General features: G+C 54.6%; 13 protein-coding genes. 2 read left to right on the top strand and 11 right to left on the bottom strand.

The window, feature by feature from the left end:
- Nucleotides 1-18 precede the first annotated feature (18 nt).
- From hisS to tpx, 3 genes are all read right to left on the bottom strand, one after another.
- Nucleotides 19-1,302, bottom strand: a complete 1,284-nt coding sequence (hisS, locus tag CAMM_RS06295; protein ID WP_003845668.1) for a histidine--tRNA ligase — start codon at nucleotides 1,300-1,302, stop codon at nucleotides 19-21.
- A gap of 5 nt (nucleotides 1,303-1,307) precedes the next feature.
- A complete protein-coding gene (locus CAMM_RS06290) occupies nucleotides 1,308-1,955 on the bottom strand; it encodes an MBL fold metallo-hydrolase (protein WP_003845666.1) in 648 nt (215 codons plus the stop codon).
- A gap of 125 nt (nucleotides 1,956-2,080) precedes the next feature.
- The gene (gene tpx / locus CAMM_RS06285; RefSeq protein ID WP_003845665.1) at nucleotides 2,081-2,575 is read right to left on the bottom strand and encodes a thiol peroxidase; all 495 of its coding nucleotides are present in this window, start codon (nucleotides 2,573-2,575) and stop codon (nucleotides 2,081-2,083) included.
- A 241-nt stretch (nucleotides 2,576-2,816) separates the two neighbouring features.
- On the opposite strand from tpx, the gene CAMM_RS06280 reads away from it, so the two are divergent.
- Together CAMM_RS06280 and CAMM_RS06275 are read left to right on the top strand one after the other, a co-directional pair.
- On the top strand, nucleotides 2,817-3,668 hold the full coding sequence (locus CAMM_RS06280; protein WP_003845662.1) for a peptidylprolyl isomerase: 852 nt from the start codon (nucleotides 2,817-2,819) through the stop codon (nucleotides 3,666-3,668).
- Nucleotides 3,669-3,928: 260 nt separating this feature from the next.
- On the top strand, nucleotides 3,929-4,309 hold the full coding sequence (locus CAMM_RS06275; protein ID WP_003845661.1) for a hypothetical protein: 381 nt from the start codon (nucleotides 3,929-3,931) through the stop codon (nucleotides 4,307-4,309).
- 168 nt (nucleotides 4,310-4,477) lie between these two features.
- Here CAMM_RS06275 and CAMM_RS06270 read toward each other — a convergent pair whose 3' ends face one another.
- From CAMM_RS06270 to yajC, 8 genes are all read right to left on the bottom strand, one after another.
- Entirely contained in the window at nucleotides 4,478-5,041 is a 564-nt protein-coding gene (locus CAMM_RS06270; protein WP_003845659.1) for a DUF421 domain-containing protein, read from the bottom strand.
- A gap of 147 nt (nucleotides 5,042-5,188) precedes the next feature.
- Nucleotides 5,189-7,288 (bottom strand): bifunctional metallophosphatase/5'-nucleotidase, encoded by a 2,100-nt coding sequence (locus CAMM_RS06265; protein ID WP_003845658.1) that lies wholly within the window; start codon nucleotides 7,286-7,288, stop codon nucleotides 5,189-5,191.
- 171 nt (nucleotides 7,289-7,459) lie between these two features.
- Nucleotides 7,460-9,760, bottom strand: a complete 2,301-nt coding sequence (locus CAMM_RS06260) for a RelA/SpoT family protein (protein WP_040354519.1) — start codon at nucleotides 9,758-9,760, stop codon at nucleotides 7,460-7,462.
- Between the two features lie 95 nt (nucleotides 9,761-9,855).
- Entirely contained in the window at nucleotides 9,856-10,404 is a 549-nt protein-coding gene (locus CAMM_RS06255) for an adenine phosphoribosyltransferase (protein WP_003845654.1), read from the bottom strand.
- Between the two features lie 117 nt (nucleotides 10,405-10,521).
- Nucleotides 10,522-12,249: an ABC transporter substrate-binding protein gene (locus CAMM_RS06250; protein WP_232051046.1), complete on the bottom strand. Its 1,728-nt coding sequence runs from the start codon at nucleotides 12,247-12,249 to the stop codon at nucleotides 10,522-10,524.
- Nucleotides 12,250-12,401: 152 nt separating this feature from the next.
- Complete coding sequence (gene secF, locus CAMM_RS06245) at nucleotides 12,402-13,538, bottom strand: protein translocase subunit SecF (protein WP_003845651.1); 1,137 nt, start codon at nucleotides 13,536-13,538, stop codon at nucleotides 12,402-12,404.
- A gap of 2 nt (nucleotides 13,539-13,540) precedes the next feature.
- Nucleotides 13,541-15,526 carry a protein translocase subunit SecD gene (secD, locus tag CAMM_RS06240; RefSeq protein WP_040354515.1) on the bottom strand — a complete coding sequence of 662 codons (1,986 nt, stop codon included), beginning with the start codon at nucleotides 15,524-15,526 and terminating at the stop codon, nucleotides 13,541-13,543.
- Nucleotides 15,527-15,830: 304 nt separating this feature from the next.
- On the bottom strand, nucleotides 15,831-16,268 hold the full coding sequence (gene yajC, locus CAMM_RS06235; RefSeq protein ID WP_003845647.1) for a preprotein translocase subunit YajC: 438 nt from the start codon (nucleotides 16,266-16,268) through the stop codon (nucleotides 15,831-15,833).
- Nucleotides 16,269-16,328: the final 60 nt, after the last annotated feature.

Genomic DNA, 16,328 nt, shown 5'->3' with positions numbered 1-16,328 from the left:
CGCTTAGCTTATTCAGAGCTAGGCCTGAAGCTTTTTGGCCAAGGTCTCCACGATATTGTCTAGCGCAATATCTTCTTGCTCATGGGCAACCAAGTCCTTCAGTGCCACGGTGCCGTTTTCTAACTCCTGGTCACCAAGGACCAAAGCGAAACGCGCACCCGCACGGTCGGCGCCCTTCATCGCGCCTTTTAAGCCACGGTCGCCATAGGACATATCGGTGCTAATGCCCGCCAGACGCAGGTCGTTGACGATGGAAACCATTTTCTTTTTAGCTTCGCCGCCCAAGGCAACGCCATATACTGCTGCGCGCTCCTCGACGACGGGAATGGACTTGCCCTCTGCTTCCAGGGCCAGCACGGCGCGGTCCACACCGAGACCGAAGCCGATGCCAGACAGGTCCTGACCGCCTAGCTGCGCCATGAGCCCGTCGTAGCGGCCACCGCCGCCAATGCCCGACTGGGCGCCCAGGCCGTCGTGAACAAACTCGAAGGTGGTCTTGGTGTAATAGTCCAAGCCACGCACCATACGAGGATTGATCTCAAACGGCACTTGCATGTCATTGAGCAAAGACTTCACGGTTTCAAAGTGCTCGCGGCAGTCTTCACACAGATAATCCAGCATGAGTGGAGCATCGGCGGTCGCTTCTTGCATCTCTGGGCGTTTATCATCCAAAACGCGCAGCGGATTAATTTCCGCGCGGTGGCGAGTTTCCTCGTCCAGGTCCAAGGAGAAGAGGAATTCCTGGAGCTTTTCGCGGTAGGCCGGACGGCAGTTGCCGCAGCCCAACGAGGTCATCTCGAGGCGGAATTCGCTCAGTCCCAAGGCACGGTACCCGCGGTCTGCCAAAGCAACGACTTCTGCGTCTAAGGCAGGATCATCCACGCCGATGGCTTCGACGCCCACCTGCTGCAGCTGACGGTAGCGGCCTGCCTGCGGACGTTCATAGCGGAAAAAGGGGCCGTAATAAGCAAGCTTGACTGGCAGCTGTCCACGATCCAAGTTGTGCTGGATAACAGCGCGCATCACGCCCGCGGTGCCTTCAGGACGCAAGGTCACGCTACGCTCGCCACGGTCAGCGAAGGTATACATTTCCTTGGACACCACATCGGTGGATTCCCCGACACCGCGTGCAAAAAGCGTGGTGTCTTCAAACACCGGCAGTTCAATATGTGAATAACCCGCTAAATACGCTTGTCCCACAAGAGTGGAGCGCACGGCGTCAAAAGTCGCGGACTGCGGCGGAACGTAATCAGGCACGCCCTTGGGTGCCTTGAGGGCTTGAAACTGCTTCTTATCACTCACGGCTTCTAGATTACATCGCCCAGGTTGAGAAGAAACCCATTGGTCTTTCTTTCCGCGCGCATCGTCGTCGTTGGACCATGACCGGGCAGCAGCGTCAACTTATCTTCCAAGATTTCTAGCAACCGACCCAAGGACTCTTGCATGGCCTGCGGGTCAGAGTGCTGCAGGTCGGTGCGCCCGATGGAGCCTTTAAACAGGACGTCTCCAGTCAACGCGAAATCCTCGGCGACGATCACCACGCTGCCGGGAGAATGTCCCGGGCAATGGTGCACATCGAATTCGAATCCGAGGAGCTTCAGCGTCTCACCTTGGTGCAGATGGCGAATATCGTCAATGGGGGTCATCGACGTGGCATCGAAAAGCAATAGCGTCTGCGGCGTTGCTCCCGTGCCATCGTCCAACATAAACTCATCCTCGGGATGAATATAAACGGGAATGTTCAACCGCTTGGCTAAATCCCCGGCCTCCCGGGTGTGGTCTAGGTGCCCGTGCGATAACACGATGGCCTCAATATCAAAGCCATGTTCTTGACTTAGCTCGATGACCTGATTCATCGTGTGCATTCCGGGATCGACAACAAACGCACGGCTATCGTGCTCGACGATATAGGTATTCGTCTTATATGGACCTGCCCCAAAACCGAGAATTTGCATGTTCTCTACCCTATCTTGTGCCTGCGCAGAGCAGAAAATAAAGCGAAATGAAAAACTCCGGCTCCCCGCACGAAGCGAGTAACCGGAGTAAAAGCCGAAGCTATGGGCCTGGTGTTGGCTGTTGCTTAAAGCGCAGCCAATGCCTCATCGTAGTTTGGCTCTTCGGTGACCTCATCCACGAACTTTGCGTAGACGACCTTGTGGTCTTCATCGGTGACCACAACGCCACGGGCCAAAAGGCCAGCCAGTGGAGAATCCTGCAAGGTGGCGCCGAAGTCTTCACCGAAGGAAGAACGGAAGGCGGAGCCTGCAACCACATTGTCTAGGCCTTCTGCGGCGCAGAAACGCTCCAGAGCGAAAGGAAGGTCCTTGGAGATGCAAAGAACAACGGTGTTGTCCAAGGAGTTTGCCTTCTCATTGAAAGCACGGGTCTGTGCCTGGCACACACCGGTATCAATCGATGGGAACAGGGAAAGTACCAGGCGCTTGCCTGCGTAGTCTGCTGGGGTGATATCGGACAGGTCGGTGCCTACCACGGTGAAGTCTGGAAGCGCTTCGCCCTTTGCTGGAAGGTCGCCTGCGGTCTGTGCTGGATTGGATTGAAAAGTTACATTAGCCATGCCACAAACGATACTGGCGTTTTTACTTCCTCGCCATCAACTATTTTTCTCTCCCCACAAATAGTCACGGTGACTTCCCGCCATGCCCCGGGGTGTTTCAACTAGCCAGGTGGGTTCACGCTAGAATCAGTGCGAGATACTTGGCGCAGATTATCTTGCACATCATGGCACTTTCCCGTCGATGGAGTGAGGAATTTCTGCGTCAGTTGCACCTGTTCAACCACTAGCTAAGGACCACCCGGTGACTAGTAGTAATAAAAAGCGTGGCGAAGAAGCCCTCACCCATCTCGAGCGTGAGATTAAAGCTCGCGACCGCAAAGAAAAGGCGCGCCCGTTTGGCGTTGTTATTGCCTCTGTCTTCGCCATTTTGATCATCGGCGGTGGCATCACCTACTTCGCCACCCAAAGCGGCGAGGAAGACGTTGTCGCTGAAGACGCCACGGAGACGGATACTCCGCCTGAAGAGCAGGAAGCAATCACTCTTGCTGGCCAGCGTGAAACACCACTGGAGCCTACCGTGCAGTGTGAGTACAACGAATCCGGCGAAGCAGCTAAGGATGCCACCGTACCTAACGGTGACGATATCTCCAATGAAGGCACGGTTACCGTGAACTTGGCGACCAACCAGGGCGAAATCCCTATGGAATTAGACCGCTCGCTGGCACCTTGTACGGTCAACGCCATTACTGATTTGGTTGATCAGGGCTACTACAACGACACCATCTGTCACCGTATGACCACCGGCGGCCTTGCTGTGCTGCAGTGTGGTGACCCAACCGGTTCTGGCTCCGGCGGACCTGGCTTCCAGTTCGCCAACGAGTACCCCACCGATGAGATGGACGACACCGCTGTTCAAACCATCTACCCACGCGGTTCTATCGCCATGGCCAATGCCGGCGCTGATACCAACGGTTCGCAGTTCTTCTTGAACTACGCTGATTCCACCCTGGCTCCTGATTACACCTACTTCGGCAACATCACCGATGAAGGCTTGGAAACTCTCGATGCCATTGCTGAAAAGGGCGTTGAAGGCGGCGGCGCCGACGGCGCTCCTGCCGAAGAAGTTCGCATTGAATCCGCGACCGTTGTCTAAGGCTTAGAGCCACACACCGTCACAATAGCTTCTCTGAAGATCTCCGTTGGACTCCCCCAACGGAGATTTTTCATTCACCCCCTCAGTAGTTTCATTCTTCACCAATTAGTTCCACTACCAGTCAACTTTCACATGCGCCCCACGCGTTTATGTGGCAAATCACACTCTTGATAAAACCTTTGAGTTTTGTTGCAGAAGCCTGAACGCCGGGATATTATCAGGACGTCTATCGAACTTTCACCCCTCTGAAGGATTTCATCATGAAGCTTTTCCCCCGCAAGGCACTTGTTGCCGGCGCCACCGCAGTAGCAGTAGCCTTCGCAGGCACCTCCGTCGCATCCGCTGAAGAAGCACCAAAGAATTCAACCTCCAGCGTTGGCGACCTCTTCCAGGGCAGCTCATTCGGCAACTCGTCTAAAGACGAGAAGAAGGCCGACCCTGAAGAGAACAAGGACGGCGAAGACGCAACCGACGCCGAAAACCCTGAAGGCAACGACGGCGAAGGCGAAAACAAGGAAGAAGAGAAGAGTTCCTCCGAAGGCTTGGATGCCGGCGAGATTACCGCATGGATCTCCGTCTTCACCGCTATCGTCGGCGCATTGGGAGCAGTATTCTCCTTCGCTGGTAAGTACCTTAAATAATCTTTAGGTACTGATAAAGCTGCCCGGGCATTGCCCATGGCAGCTTTTCTCGTTTTTAAGGGCCCGCAACATGAAAATCACTTGGCCATTGTCCCTGTCCCAGCCAGCGGAGAACGCGAATTCCAACCTCACAAAGGTAAAAGATTCCGCACATTAGCGGCGCAGGGTCTAAGGGTGCGGTTCCTGCTTGGGTGCTTGTAGAAGTTCTTGAGCTCCGCGTACATCTTGCAAGATCTCCGGGTCGAGTTTCGTACCGACACGGATAATAGAGACATCGCCGGAGGGCTCGAGGATCATTGCTTGTACTTGTGTGAAGCTTCCGAGGCCGGCATTGCGGATCGAAGTTCGGACATCATCGTAGGAAAAGTGAGACTTTCGCAGACCGTTGCTGACAATGGTTCCGTCAAACATCAACAAGATCGGATCGCGGTCAATGATATGGCCGATCCCAATCTTTTCGCGGAGAAGGCCGAAGAATGCTTGCAGCGCCATCAAGGTAGCAAGACCGATGATGCCCGTTGCAAGCGTCGGCGGATGTCCTATCAGTACGCGACCGGCCACAGCGCCGAACATGATGATGACGACGGCATCAGACGCTGACATCGATGCAAGGACGCGCGAGCCGAAGATCTTTACTAGCATTAAGAAGACTAGGTAAATCGCTACAGCCGCGAGAATGACGATGGGAATGCGGGCTGGGTCGATATAAAGCTGTTGTCGGGCCTGGTCCATAATCGCATCTGTCCAACTCACGCTATCTACCCTACCAGCTGGACACAGACCTAAGGCGGGTGGTTCTCCCCTGGTAAGGAAGATCCACCCGCCCGTAAACAGCGCGTACTTTGATTAGCTACGCGCCGTCTTTGTCATATCGTGATTTTAGAATTTGATGGGGTTGAGCTGATCAATCTGACGACGCAGATCATCGAGGGCACGCTGCAAATTCGCAGGAACAAACTGATCAAACTGTCCGCTTAGGCCAACAAACGCCGCGATACCAGCGATTGCTGCTAATACTCCAGCGATGCCAGCCGCAGCAGACGAGCCCTGGGAGGTGCCGGAGGACGTTCCGGTATTACCGTCACCTACCGGGGCGCCTTCGCCGTCCAATGCGCTCAGTGGCACGGTGACCTCAGTGCCAGCGTCGGTGGAAACAGTGACAAGATCATTTTCCGAAACATTGTCGGGCAGGGTCAATTCGACTGTGGCGCGACCAAACTCATTTTTCTGGCCATCTTCGTCGGCATTCCAAGCAGTGTCGATCGCAGCGGTTTCCTCAATGTCTCCCACCTTGACGGTTGCAGTAGTCGCCTGTGGATCTTCTGCCATGGTGTAGTTCAGCGAGGTGAGGTTAAACGTCACGTCCTCGCCTGCAGCCAGCGTTCCCTCGGTCGTGATACCAATATCGGACTGGCCTTCCTGAACCTCAGCTCCATCCGCAATGTAATCATTGAGCACCGAGTAGTCCATGTAGCCCACATCAGTGAGGTTTTGGACATTCGCTAGGGACTGGAAGCTGTCGCCACCGTCGAAGAGGAAGGTGGACGTTGCCACGGTGTACTCTCCAGCCGGATCGATTTCTTCCCCATCCAGAGTGGCAGAAAGAACGCGCTGGCCCTGTTCAGCCGTTGGGTCATAGGCATACTCAAAGCCTGCCGACAATCCGAGGGCCAAGCGTGGACGAGAATTGCCAGGCTGCCACTGTGCTTCCAGAGCATCCAAGATGTCCTGGCCCGCTAGCGTGCCATAGGCAATGGAGTTACCGAAGGGCTGAACGGTCAACACGTCTTGGAAAGTAACGTCGCCTGCAGGAAGGTCTGCACGGACGCCACCAGCATTCATGATGCCTAAGTCAATCGTGGCGCCTACCTGCTTTTCCACCGAAGCGCGGTTGGCATCCGCGATCAGAGAGTTCAACGTAGATTCAACGCCACGGTTAGAACCAGAGCCCGCGCCTTCGTCTTGGCCACGGTAGGTCGCTCGGTCCATGTGCCCAACGACCTCAGCACCGAGCTCTTCCGCGGTTGCTTCCGCAGCAGCTACTCGCGCTGCTACTTCAGCATCTGGTTCCAGTGCTTCGACCTCGGGCATGCTGCGGTCATACTGAGTGATATCAATCGACTCGATTTCGCCCGTGTCCTTGTTAAAGGAGATGTCCGCATCCTGCAAGACCTTGCCGTACTCATGTCCCTGCGCCCAATACAGCGGTAGCGCTCCTTCACGTGGCACTTCCCCGCTGCTGCGCTGGTGGGAATCGCCGCCAAAGAGGATATCCACGTTCTCGTTAAAACCAGCAGCGTATTGCTCAGCGTCTTCGTGCATCAGCGCGACAACAACATCGGCTTCACCAGATTCGGTCAATCGGTCTGCTTCACGGTTAGTAGCCTCAACTGGATCGGAGAACTCCACGCCTTCAACCGCAGAGGGAGAAACCTTATCTTTGGTCAAGGTTGTTACCGTGCCGACAAAACCAACTTTGACGCCGTCCACTTCAACGACCTCAGAGGCATCCAATAAAGGCCGACCATTCAGGGTCACATTGGCGCCCAGGATTGGATAATCTGACGCTTCCGCAATGCGACCGGTCAGATCCTGGTAACCCTTATCAAATTCATGGTTACCGGCAGCCGAGGCCTGCACACCAAGCATGTTGAGGATGTCCAAGGTTGGCGCGTCGTCTGCAATAGCGGAGACGAATGCACTGCCGCCTACGTTATCGCCGGAGGTGGTCATGACGTATTCCTGGTCTTGATTGACGTAGTCAATCAGTGCCTTCAGCTTGGCTGCACCCATTTCGGAATCAGCAGGATTATCCTGCAGTTCTTGAGCGGAAAGGTGACCATGGAAGTCAGTGATATTGGTGACCGAGAAATCAACAACATTACCTTCTTGAGCCAAGGCCACTGGGGCGCCAACTACAAGGGTGGCGGAAACGGTGGTTGCGGCGAGTAGACGGCCGAAACGACGGAACTTAGACACGAGTTCTCCTGTGAGAATAATAAGAGTTTACTTACAGGAGTCTTTATATCGCCTTTAAAACAACTCGGCAGCCCAACTTTTCAGCCCCACCTGTGCTTTTACCTCACAGATTGAAACAGTTCACCGAGTCGTCATCTACCTGCCACCCCGCGGGGGTATTACTACCCCTTTTTAGGCGGTGACGCGGTAGACATCAAAGACGCCTTCAGTGTTACGCAGCGTCGTCATCAGCGAACCGAGCTGCTTCGTATCCGATACGGAGAAGGTAAATTGCAAGGTCGCAATATGGTCTTCTCCCCTGACCGAACTCATCGATAACACGTTCAGCTTCGCCTCGGTAAACACCTTCGTAACCTCAAAGAGCAGGCCTTGACGATCCAGCGCTTCTAGTTGCAGGGTCGCAGCAAAGGCACCCGAGGAAGACTTGCCCTGCTCCCATTCGACCTGCATCATGCGTTCCGGCTCGCTCTTGAGCTTTTCCGCATTGGTGCAATCGGCTCGGTGCACCGACACGCCACCGCCACGAGTGACAAAGCCGAAAATCTCGTCTCCGGGGACGGGCTGACAACACTTCGCGAGCTTAGCCAGGATGTCTGGGCTACCTTCGACCAAAATGCCGGTGCCGCTGCTGGAATCCGCAGTTTGTTGCCTTTGCTTCGCACGCGAGCTTTCCAGCTCCGACAACGGAGTGCGAGACGCCAATGCATCGACAGCGTCTTCTTGGTCTCCAAACAGCGCCATGAGCTGGTTAGCAACATGCTGAGCAGAGACATGCCCTGCACCAATCGCGGTGTACAGAGAATCGACATCGTCGAAATGCAGCTGTTCCGCCACCTGCTTCATTGACGTTGCAGTAAATAGGCGGTGCATGGGCAAACCACCGCGCTGTACCTCGGACGCTAGCGCATCACGGCCAGCTTCCAAGTGCTCTTCACGGCGTTCCTTGGCAAACCACTGGCGCACCTTGGCCTTAGCGCGTGGCGAGACCAAAAATTCCTGCCAGTCGCGGGATGGGCCGGCGTTGGCATCTTTGGAGGTAAAGATTTCTACCTTGTCACCGGATTTCAGCTCCGATTCCAAAGCCACCAGCTTGCCGTTGACCTTCGCGCCGATACAGCGGTGGCCAACCTCAGTATGGACTGCATACGCGAAATCCACGGGAGTTGAACCGGCAGGCAGCGTGACGACATCACCTTTGGGCGTGAATGCAAAGATCTGCTGGGAGGTCAGGCCATAGCGCAGCGAGTCCAAAAACTCATTGGGATCCGCAGCTTCTTTTTGCCAGTCCAGCAGCTGGCGCATCCACGCCATCTGATCGATCTCTTCGCTATTGCCGGAGTTTTTGCCCTTCATTTCCTTGTAGCGCCAGTGAGCAGCCACGCCGAATTCGGCGTTGTAGTGCATCTCGTGCGTACGTACTTGCACTTCCAGAGTGGATTCGCCAGCAATCACCGTGGTGTGCAAAGACTGATACACACCAAACCGTGGAGCGGAAATATAGTCCTTGAACCGGCCAGGTAGCGCCTGGAACAGAGAGTGGACGACACCGATGGCGGCGTAGCAATTATTGACATCGTCGACCAGGATACGAATACCGACGAGGTCAAAGATTTCTGCAAAGTCCCGGCCACGCACGATCATCTTTTGATAAATAGACCAATAGTGCTTTGGCCGGCCCATAACTTCGGCGTCAATGCCATTGTCTTTTAGCGCGGAGCTTACTTGCTCCTTGATCTCCGCTAGAGCCCGATCACGCGAGGGCGCTCGGTCTGCGACCATGCGCACAATTTCGTCGTACTTTTTCGGGTACAAGATGGCAAAAGCAAGGTCTTCCAGCTCCCATTTGACGTTTGCCATGCCCAAGCGGTGTGCCAAGGGTGCAATGACGTCGAGAGTCTGACGAGCCTTCTTTGCCTGCTTCTCGGGCGGAAGGAAGCGCATGGTGCGCATATTGTGCAACCGGTCGGCAACCTTGATGACCAATACACGCGGGTCATGAGCCATCGCGACAATCATCTTGCGGATTGTCTCTGCTTCCGCAGCCGCGCCAAGCGCGACCTTGTCCAGCTTGGTCACCCCGTCGACCAAGCGGGCGACCTCTGGACCAAAATCCGCAGTTAAATCATCCAGCGAGTAATCGGTATCTTCGACCGTATCGTGCAGCAATGCTGCGACCACGGTGGTGGTGTCCATACCGATTTCGGCCGTAATGGTAGCTACTGCCAGCGGGTGGGTGATGTACGGCTCACCGGACTTGCGGAAGACTCCTTCGTGTAAAGTCTCCGCTGTCGAATAGGCATTGTTGAGCAACTCAACATCAGCGCGAGGATGAAACTGCCGGTGGATAGACAGCAACGGATCCAAGACCGGATTTACCTTGACGCGACCCCCTGTCAGCGAGCGCGCAAGGCGGGCTGACATACTGCGAACGCCACTTCCGGCTGGGCGTTTCGTCGACTTGTTGTTCGTCATGTGCGCCCTTTCACTCACTACTTCTTCGGCTGGCGATGCTTCGATGCAAACATCAGGCCCTATACCGAATCCTAATGAATCTAGTTTAGCGCGTCTTAATCTGCTGTGGCATTCAGCACACTAATTGGAAGGTCGCCGAACTTCTCGCGGCCGCCCAGGCCATCAACTTCCAAGACCACGACGGCACCTACGACCTCGGCACCAGCAGTTTCCAAGAGCTGGCGTGCCCCGGCAAGGGTTCCGCCGGTGGCCAAGACGTCATCGACAAGCGCAATCTTGGTGCCCTTAATGACTGCCCCGTCTGCGGGGATCTCCAACGCTGCTGATCCGTACTCCAGCGAATACTCCTGGTGCAGAACTGGTGGCGGCAGCTTGCCAGCCTTGCGCACAGCAAGCACTCCGGTGCCCAATTTGTAGGCAGCAGCCGAGCCCAAAAGGAACCCGCGTGCATCCAACCCGGCGATTAGGTCAGCGCCGAGCTTTTCACATGCATCTGCGAGGCCATCAATAACGGTGGAAAATGCATCCGCATCCGCTAAGACCGGAGTGAGGTCTTCAAAGAGCACACCCTTTTCCGGGAAGTCTTGAACGTAGCGGATTTTATCCTGGATGGCTTCGATGGCATTGGAATACTTTGAGTTCACGGTGTTAAACCTTAGGACCTAATCTCTGAGAGGGGAAACGCGGGGTGTCTGCGCAAAATAAAAGCATGAAGCCTCCTGGATTGCTTTTAAGAGACTTAATGCTGCACAAGCAGACTATCAACTGGCCGAAGAACTTTCAGAGCTCTCCCCCTCTGAATCATCTCCCGATGGTTGTTCAGACTCTGGAACATCTTGGACATACCAGCGGTCCATGTTCCAGCCAATGCCTGTGCTGCCAGTGTATGGCACCGCATTAGCTAAACGCGGAGAGATAAAGAAGGTGTGTGGCTCTGCGGATAGAGGAAGCCCTGGCAGGTCCTCCCAGAGGTGGCGTTCTTCATCGCGGAGTTCATCAACGCGCGCCAAGCTCGCGGAGTTGACTCCGTACTGCGTGCGCGCATCGATAGGCCCTAAGAAGGCATCAATGCTGGGAAGCCAGGTTTCTGGGTCCATCTCAAGGAATGCAGCAGAGACATTGCCACCGGATACTTCCTCCACGGTGATACCTGCGGGCTCACACTGCTGGCGAATGGAATCAACCATGGCTTGTAGGCGCTCATCTTCGCCGAGATAGCCAATGCGAATGGTCATTCCCGACAGCTGGCCGGCCTTTTCTAGGTCTGTCTTTTTGTGCTCTTCCGTCACAGAAGACAAGGTTCGCGCCATGGGGTCATTGTGGTTGACGGCGTGGGTATATACCGGCGGGACATCGACTCCAGAAGCATCGGAGCTGACCTTTGCAATCTCATTTTGGTCGATGCAGGCCGCAAATGCTTGGCGTGCCCACTGCTGTTCAAAGACTCCCGAGTCAGAAAAGATAAGTGAGTCTGTCAGATCGCCAACGACGTCTTCAATTTCGAAGTCATCTGACATGGTTTCACTATCAAACCACTTGGGCTTAGACACTGCTGCGTCAGCAACCAACAAGTTATCTTGCTGCGTTACTTCTGCTACATCCGCGTCAATTGGCCATACCACCAGGTTTTCCAGCGCAGCTGGGTCCCCGTAATAGTTCTCATTGCGCTTGAGCAGAACCTCTCCCTGCTCGCCCACGCTGTCGATGGCGAAAGGCCCGTACGAGACATGCATTTCTGGCGTGAAATGCTCTAGACCAAAAGCGAAGCGCCAGATTTCGGCGATGCGCCCAAGTTGGCTGGGATCCTGGGAATATAAGGCGTTGACCAATTCTTCCCTGCTGATTTCTGCACGCTCAGCAATCTTGTGCGCTGGCATAACAGTTCCCGGGCCAAACATGGACCGCCACTGTCCGCCTTGGCCCGGCTGAAACTTTACTAAGAACTTCTTATTCTCAGGCGCACACGCAACGGATTCGACCTGGTCCATCATGGGCATATTCGAGCCAAATAATTCCTGCATCTGCCCCGCTGTAAACGACAGCAAGAAATCATCACACGTTACCGGCGTGCCATCGGAGTAGTTGGCGTCTTCAGCAATCGTGTACAAAACATTGCGCTGGTCCCCCTCCATCCACTCTTCGGTGGTCACCAAATCTGAATTGGGAACGAATTGGCCCGTGGGACCAGAGACGAATGCCCCGGGGTATAAGCGCGCTGACAATTGTGATGCCACGGATGCGGTACCGAACGCGGTTCCAGCGTTAGCGGTAGTCAGCTCGGAGTTAGCAAGGTATCCCGGATACTCCGAGGCCTTCTTTTCCGCAGGCCCGAGCTCCTGATCGCCTGGTTGCTCCTCGCCGGAGGAACATGCTGTTAAAAGCATTGTTGATGCAGCCAGGATTGCTACACCAGCCCGGCTGCGCCACGCACGCGGGCGGTGCGGTGGTGTAGCCGATGAATCTAGCGCCGATACCGCTTTTTTAGTCATGGCACATGTCTCCTTCACAAAGCAGGAATTTTACTACTGCAGCCCTGCAATAACCAATGAAAATGATCTCGGCTAATACAGCAGCTATAAAGCCAACAGCACCGCCGGAAAGCGGTGCTGTACGTAATTCGTGAGCAAGCTATAGCTTGGCTCTAGCGTCTTGGACGCCAGGAAGAACCAGTATTGGAAATTTGAGTTCCTTCCAAGTTGCTTGCTGGCGTGGTCGGTGAAACCACCTGTCGCTTGGAGCCGGTCGCATCTGCATCCTCATCGCTATATTGCGCGTTTGCGCGGTATTCCGCGACCTCTTTATTGTGCGCTTTAATCTTCTTGCTGCGATTAGCCAAGGTCACCACCAGTGGTGACGCCAAGAAGATCGAGGAGAAGATACCTTCGATGACACCGATGAGCTGAATCAATGCAAGGTCACGTAGTGTACCAATGCCCATCATCCAGACAGCGACTACAAACAGCGCAATAATTGGCAGCGCCGAAATAACAGAGGTCGAAATTGAACGCATCACTGTCTGATTAATCGCCAAGTTTGTTTGCTCGGCATACGTTCGGCTTCTTTGCCCCGTAATCCCCTCCGTATTCTCGTTGACCTTGTCAAAGACAATCACGGAGTCATAGATGGAGAAGGTCAATACCGTGAGCAGACCAATAATTACTGCGGGCGAGACTTCCATGCCAAACAGCGCATAGATGCCGGCGATGATGATGCCGTCCGCAATCAACGCAATAATTGCTGCGAGTGCCATGGTCCGCTGCAAACGGAATGCAACATATGCGGTCGCGATGACGAGAAAGACGATCATCGCGATGACCATGCGCTGGGTAATGGTCGAGCCCCACGATTCAGAGACAGTGGACACGCCCACGGCATCAGGAGTGGCCTCACCTGATGGGTTTACCGGCTCAAACTCTTCATAAATAGCTAGACGAGCAGCATCAGCTTGTTCTTCTGACAAGCGCTCTGAGTTAACTTCCAAAGTCGCAGAGTCACCGCTGCCAACAATTTGGACTTGTTCTGGCTCCACGCCCGTTGATTCCTGGAAGACTTCCGAAACGGCCTGCTCATTGAGATCAGCTGCAGGCAGGCTGACTTTAGTTCCGCCCTCAAAATCAAGCGAGAGAGTAAACCCGCGGATAGCGATAGCGGCAATCGCTACTACTAATAGACCAACGGTGATGGAGTACCACGTCTTGGACCGGCTGATGAAATCAAATCCGCCCTCATCGAGATAGAGGCGATCCATGCGGGAAATCTTAGTTTTCTTTGCAGCCATGATTATTTCTCCTCCTGGGAGTCCTGATCCGAGGGCTTGGCGGAGTTCGAATCCCCGCTTTCGGGTATATCGGATGCCTCAGACGCCCCCGCATTCGTGGATGCAGGTCCTACAACGCTTCGAAGTTTATTTACTGGTTCTTCGTCTTCAGTAGCATCATCAGCGGCTTCCTCGGTGCTTGGGCGTTTATGCGCCGACGAGAAGAAGCCTTGCTCGCGGCGTTCTTCGGCCAGTGCAAAGATGCCGCCCAAGCCGTTCATCGATGGCTTGGCAAATGCTGGTCGGCGCGCAGCCAACTGCATCAATGGAGCCATGATGAGGAAGGAGACAATAATGTCGAATACGGTGGTCAGACCAAGGGTGAAGGCAAAGCCCTTAACTTCACCGACAGCCAGCATGTAGACCACAATGGCACCAATTAAGGTAACGGCGTTACCAGTAATAATGGTGGAGCGAGCTCGCTCCCAGGCCTTGGTTGCCGCGGATCTGAAGGTTCTGCCATCCAGCAATTCGTCCTTAATTCGTTCGAAGTAAACAACGAACGAGTCTGCTGTGGCGCCAATACCAATGACCAAACCGGCAATACCTGACAAGTCCAGGGAGTAGCCAATCCAACGACCCAACAAGACGATGGAGCCGTAGGTCAAAATGGCTGCGCCTACGAGGGTAATCAGGGAAACCCCGGCCAGTGCACGGAAGTAGTAGATGGAGTACGCAGCGACCAAAATCAGGCCGACTACACCGGCGATAAGGCCGGCTTCAAGAGCGGTCTTGCCCAAGGATGGTGGCACGATTTCGGTGGTACCACCGGATTCTCCGTCTTCGCCGGTAAAGGACAGTGGCAACGCACCGTAGCGCAGGTTATTAGCCAGGCTTTGGGCTTCTTCCTGCGTAAATTGTCCCGTGATAGATGTCGCGGAACCGTATGGCGTAACACCTTCAATAACGGGTGCGGAAATTACTTCGGAGTCCAAGGTAATGGCAATCTGCTGCTGCAAGTACTCTTCGGTCAACTTCGCCCACGTGTCCGAACCGGAAGGACCATCACCGGTCTGGAAGGAGAAGCTAATCTCCATCTGACCGCTCTGGGGGTTAAGACCGCCATTAATTGGCGAGTCGGTATCAATTTCATTACCGGTCAACCGTGGCCCTGCTGGATCCTCGACGCCATTGAGCAACGGTGCTGGGTGCAAGAGGTACGGAGCTTGGTTGGCGTAGTCACAGGTGACAAACGGCAAGGCAGGATCATCTGCACCTGCCAGCGGGTCAGTCTCTGCATCACACTGCATCAATGACAGTGCCGCGGCCTGAACAGTCGGGTCTTCTGACTGACGGTCTTTCAACAACATCTCAGTCATCTCATCGCGGCGTTCAGCAGCTTCCAGAGAGTTCTCCGGTTCTGGCATCGGCTCGGCGGTCACCGTCGGTGCATCAGAGTCAGCATCGTCTGCATCCGCACCTTCATCTTCTGTGGTTGGGCTTACGGCATCATCAACTTGCTTGAGGGTTTCATTCGCACTCTCCACAGACAGCACGTCATATTCGACCCATCGATTAGCCATGTCTTCGATGGTCTCTCCCAGCGCTGCTGGGTCTGGCATTGGCTGCTCAGCTACGGGGCGAAACAGCAGCTGAGAAGTCGCACCTACAGCTTGCGCCTGCGTGGTGTCTTCACCCGGCACGGTAATCACCAGGGTGTTGCCGTTGGTGACAACCTCGGCGCCGGAGACGCCCATGCCGTTAACACGCTGTTCCAAGATATTGCGCGCTTGTGACAGCTGATCCTGGGTGGGCTCTTCACCTTGAGGTACCAGCGTTACGCGCGTACCACCTTGAAGATCGATGCCAAGCTTGGGGCTTAGCGAACGATCACCAGTAAAAAGCACTAATGCGTAGAGAGCGATCACTATGAGGCCGAAAAGCGCCAATGCGCGTTTCGGCCAGGTGCGACTTTTGTTACTGATCGCGCCGCGATGAGGAGCGGACAAGGCTAATCTCCCACTGATTGACTTTATTGACTATCTAGCTTTGTGGCCCTTGCGCGTGCAGCAAATATTCCTGCGCGTCATGATGACCAAATACAAACCATCATCGTACGTCATTATTCTGGCAATGCCGCACCCGACCTTGGCATTTTGAGGAGCATGTGAGAAGCGCTACGCCCTAACCACAAATCCCCGCAGGTAAGCAACCAAGGGACTTCTGCAAGGAATGTCGTTGATGGATCACAAATGCACCCGCGGCATTCCAAACAGGAACGGCACGCGGGTGCGTTTATATGCTTATTATCTGCTAGTTCTTCGATTCTGGGAACGTGCCATAGTCGCCATCATCGGAATGACCAGATTCTGGATTCTGCGGATAATTTTCAGGATGGGTTCCGCGATCATCAAAAGACTGAGAGTTAGGGATAGATTCACCGGCTGGCTGCTGATTATCGACAGCTGCTCCCCCGGTTCCTCCGGCGGTTTCCAGTGCATCTGCGCTGCGAAGGATACCCATGCGTTCAAAAGTCATAATGACATTCGGCGCTACTTCTAGCTCCACAGCATTGTTATTGGTGGAGACCACAGTCCCGACAATGCCACCGGCGGTTACTACACGCTGGCCTGGAACCAGGCTTTGCTGAAACTCAACGACCTGGCGTTGACGCTGGCGCTGCTTGCGTCCGATCAGGATACTAGGGAGAAGGAAAAGGACAAGGATTACTGCAAGAAAGATTAATTCCATAATATTTCCATCCTGCCAGAACTTTGCCAAAGTCTCTGTCCCGCGCAGGCTTGTTCTCTA

Source organism: Corynebacterium ammoniagenes DSM 20306 (assembly GCF_001941425.1).
Lineage (GTDB): Bacteria > Actinomycetota > Actinomycetes > Mycobacteriales > Mycobacteriaceae > Corynebacterium > Corynebacterium ammoniagenes.
The sequence above is the reverse complement of the archived record's forward strand: the minus strand, read 5'-3'. Positions and strand labels throughout refer to the sequence as shown.

What these genes read in the sequence shown, in the direction of transcription:
- CAMM_RS06290 (WP_003845666.1), bottom strand. Translation starts at nt 1,955, where the DNA reads ATGCAAATTCTCGGTTTTGGGGCAGGTCCATATAAGACGAATACCTAT.
- tpx (WP_003845665.1), bottom strand. Translation starts at nt 2,575, where the DNA reads ATGGCTAATGTAACTTTTCAATCCAATCCAGCACAGACCGCAGGCGAC.
- CAMM_RS06275 (WP_003845661.1), top strand. Translation starts at nt 3,929, where the DNA reads ATGAAGCTTTTCCCCCGCAAGGCACTTGTTGCCGGCGCCACCGCAGTA.
- CAMM_RS06270 (WP_003845659.1), bottom strand. Translation starts at nt 5,041, where the DNA reads ATGGACCAGGCCCGACAACAGCTTTATATCGACCCAGCCCGCATTCCC.
- CAMM_RS06260 (WP_040354519.1), bottom strand. Translation starts at nt 9,760, where the DNA reads ATGACGAACAACAAGTCGACGAAACGCCCAGCCGGAAGTGGCGTTCGC.
- CAMM_RS06250 (WP_232051046.1), bottom strand. Translation starts at nt 12,249, where the DNA reads ATGACTAAAAAAGCGGTATCGGCGCTAGATTCATCGGCTACACCACCG.
- secF (WP_003845651.1), bottom strand. Translation starts at nt 13,538, where the DNA reads ATGGCTGCAAAGAAAACTAAGATTTCCCGCATGGATCGCCTCTATCTC.
- yajC (WP_003845647.1), bottom strand. Translation starts at nt 16,268, where the DNA reads ATGGAATTAATCTTTCTTGCAGTAATCCTTGTCCTTTTCCTTCTCCCT.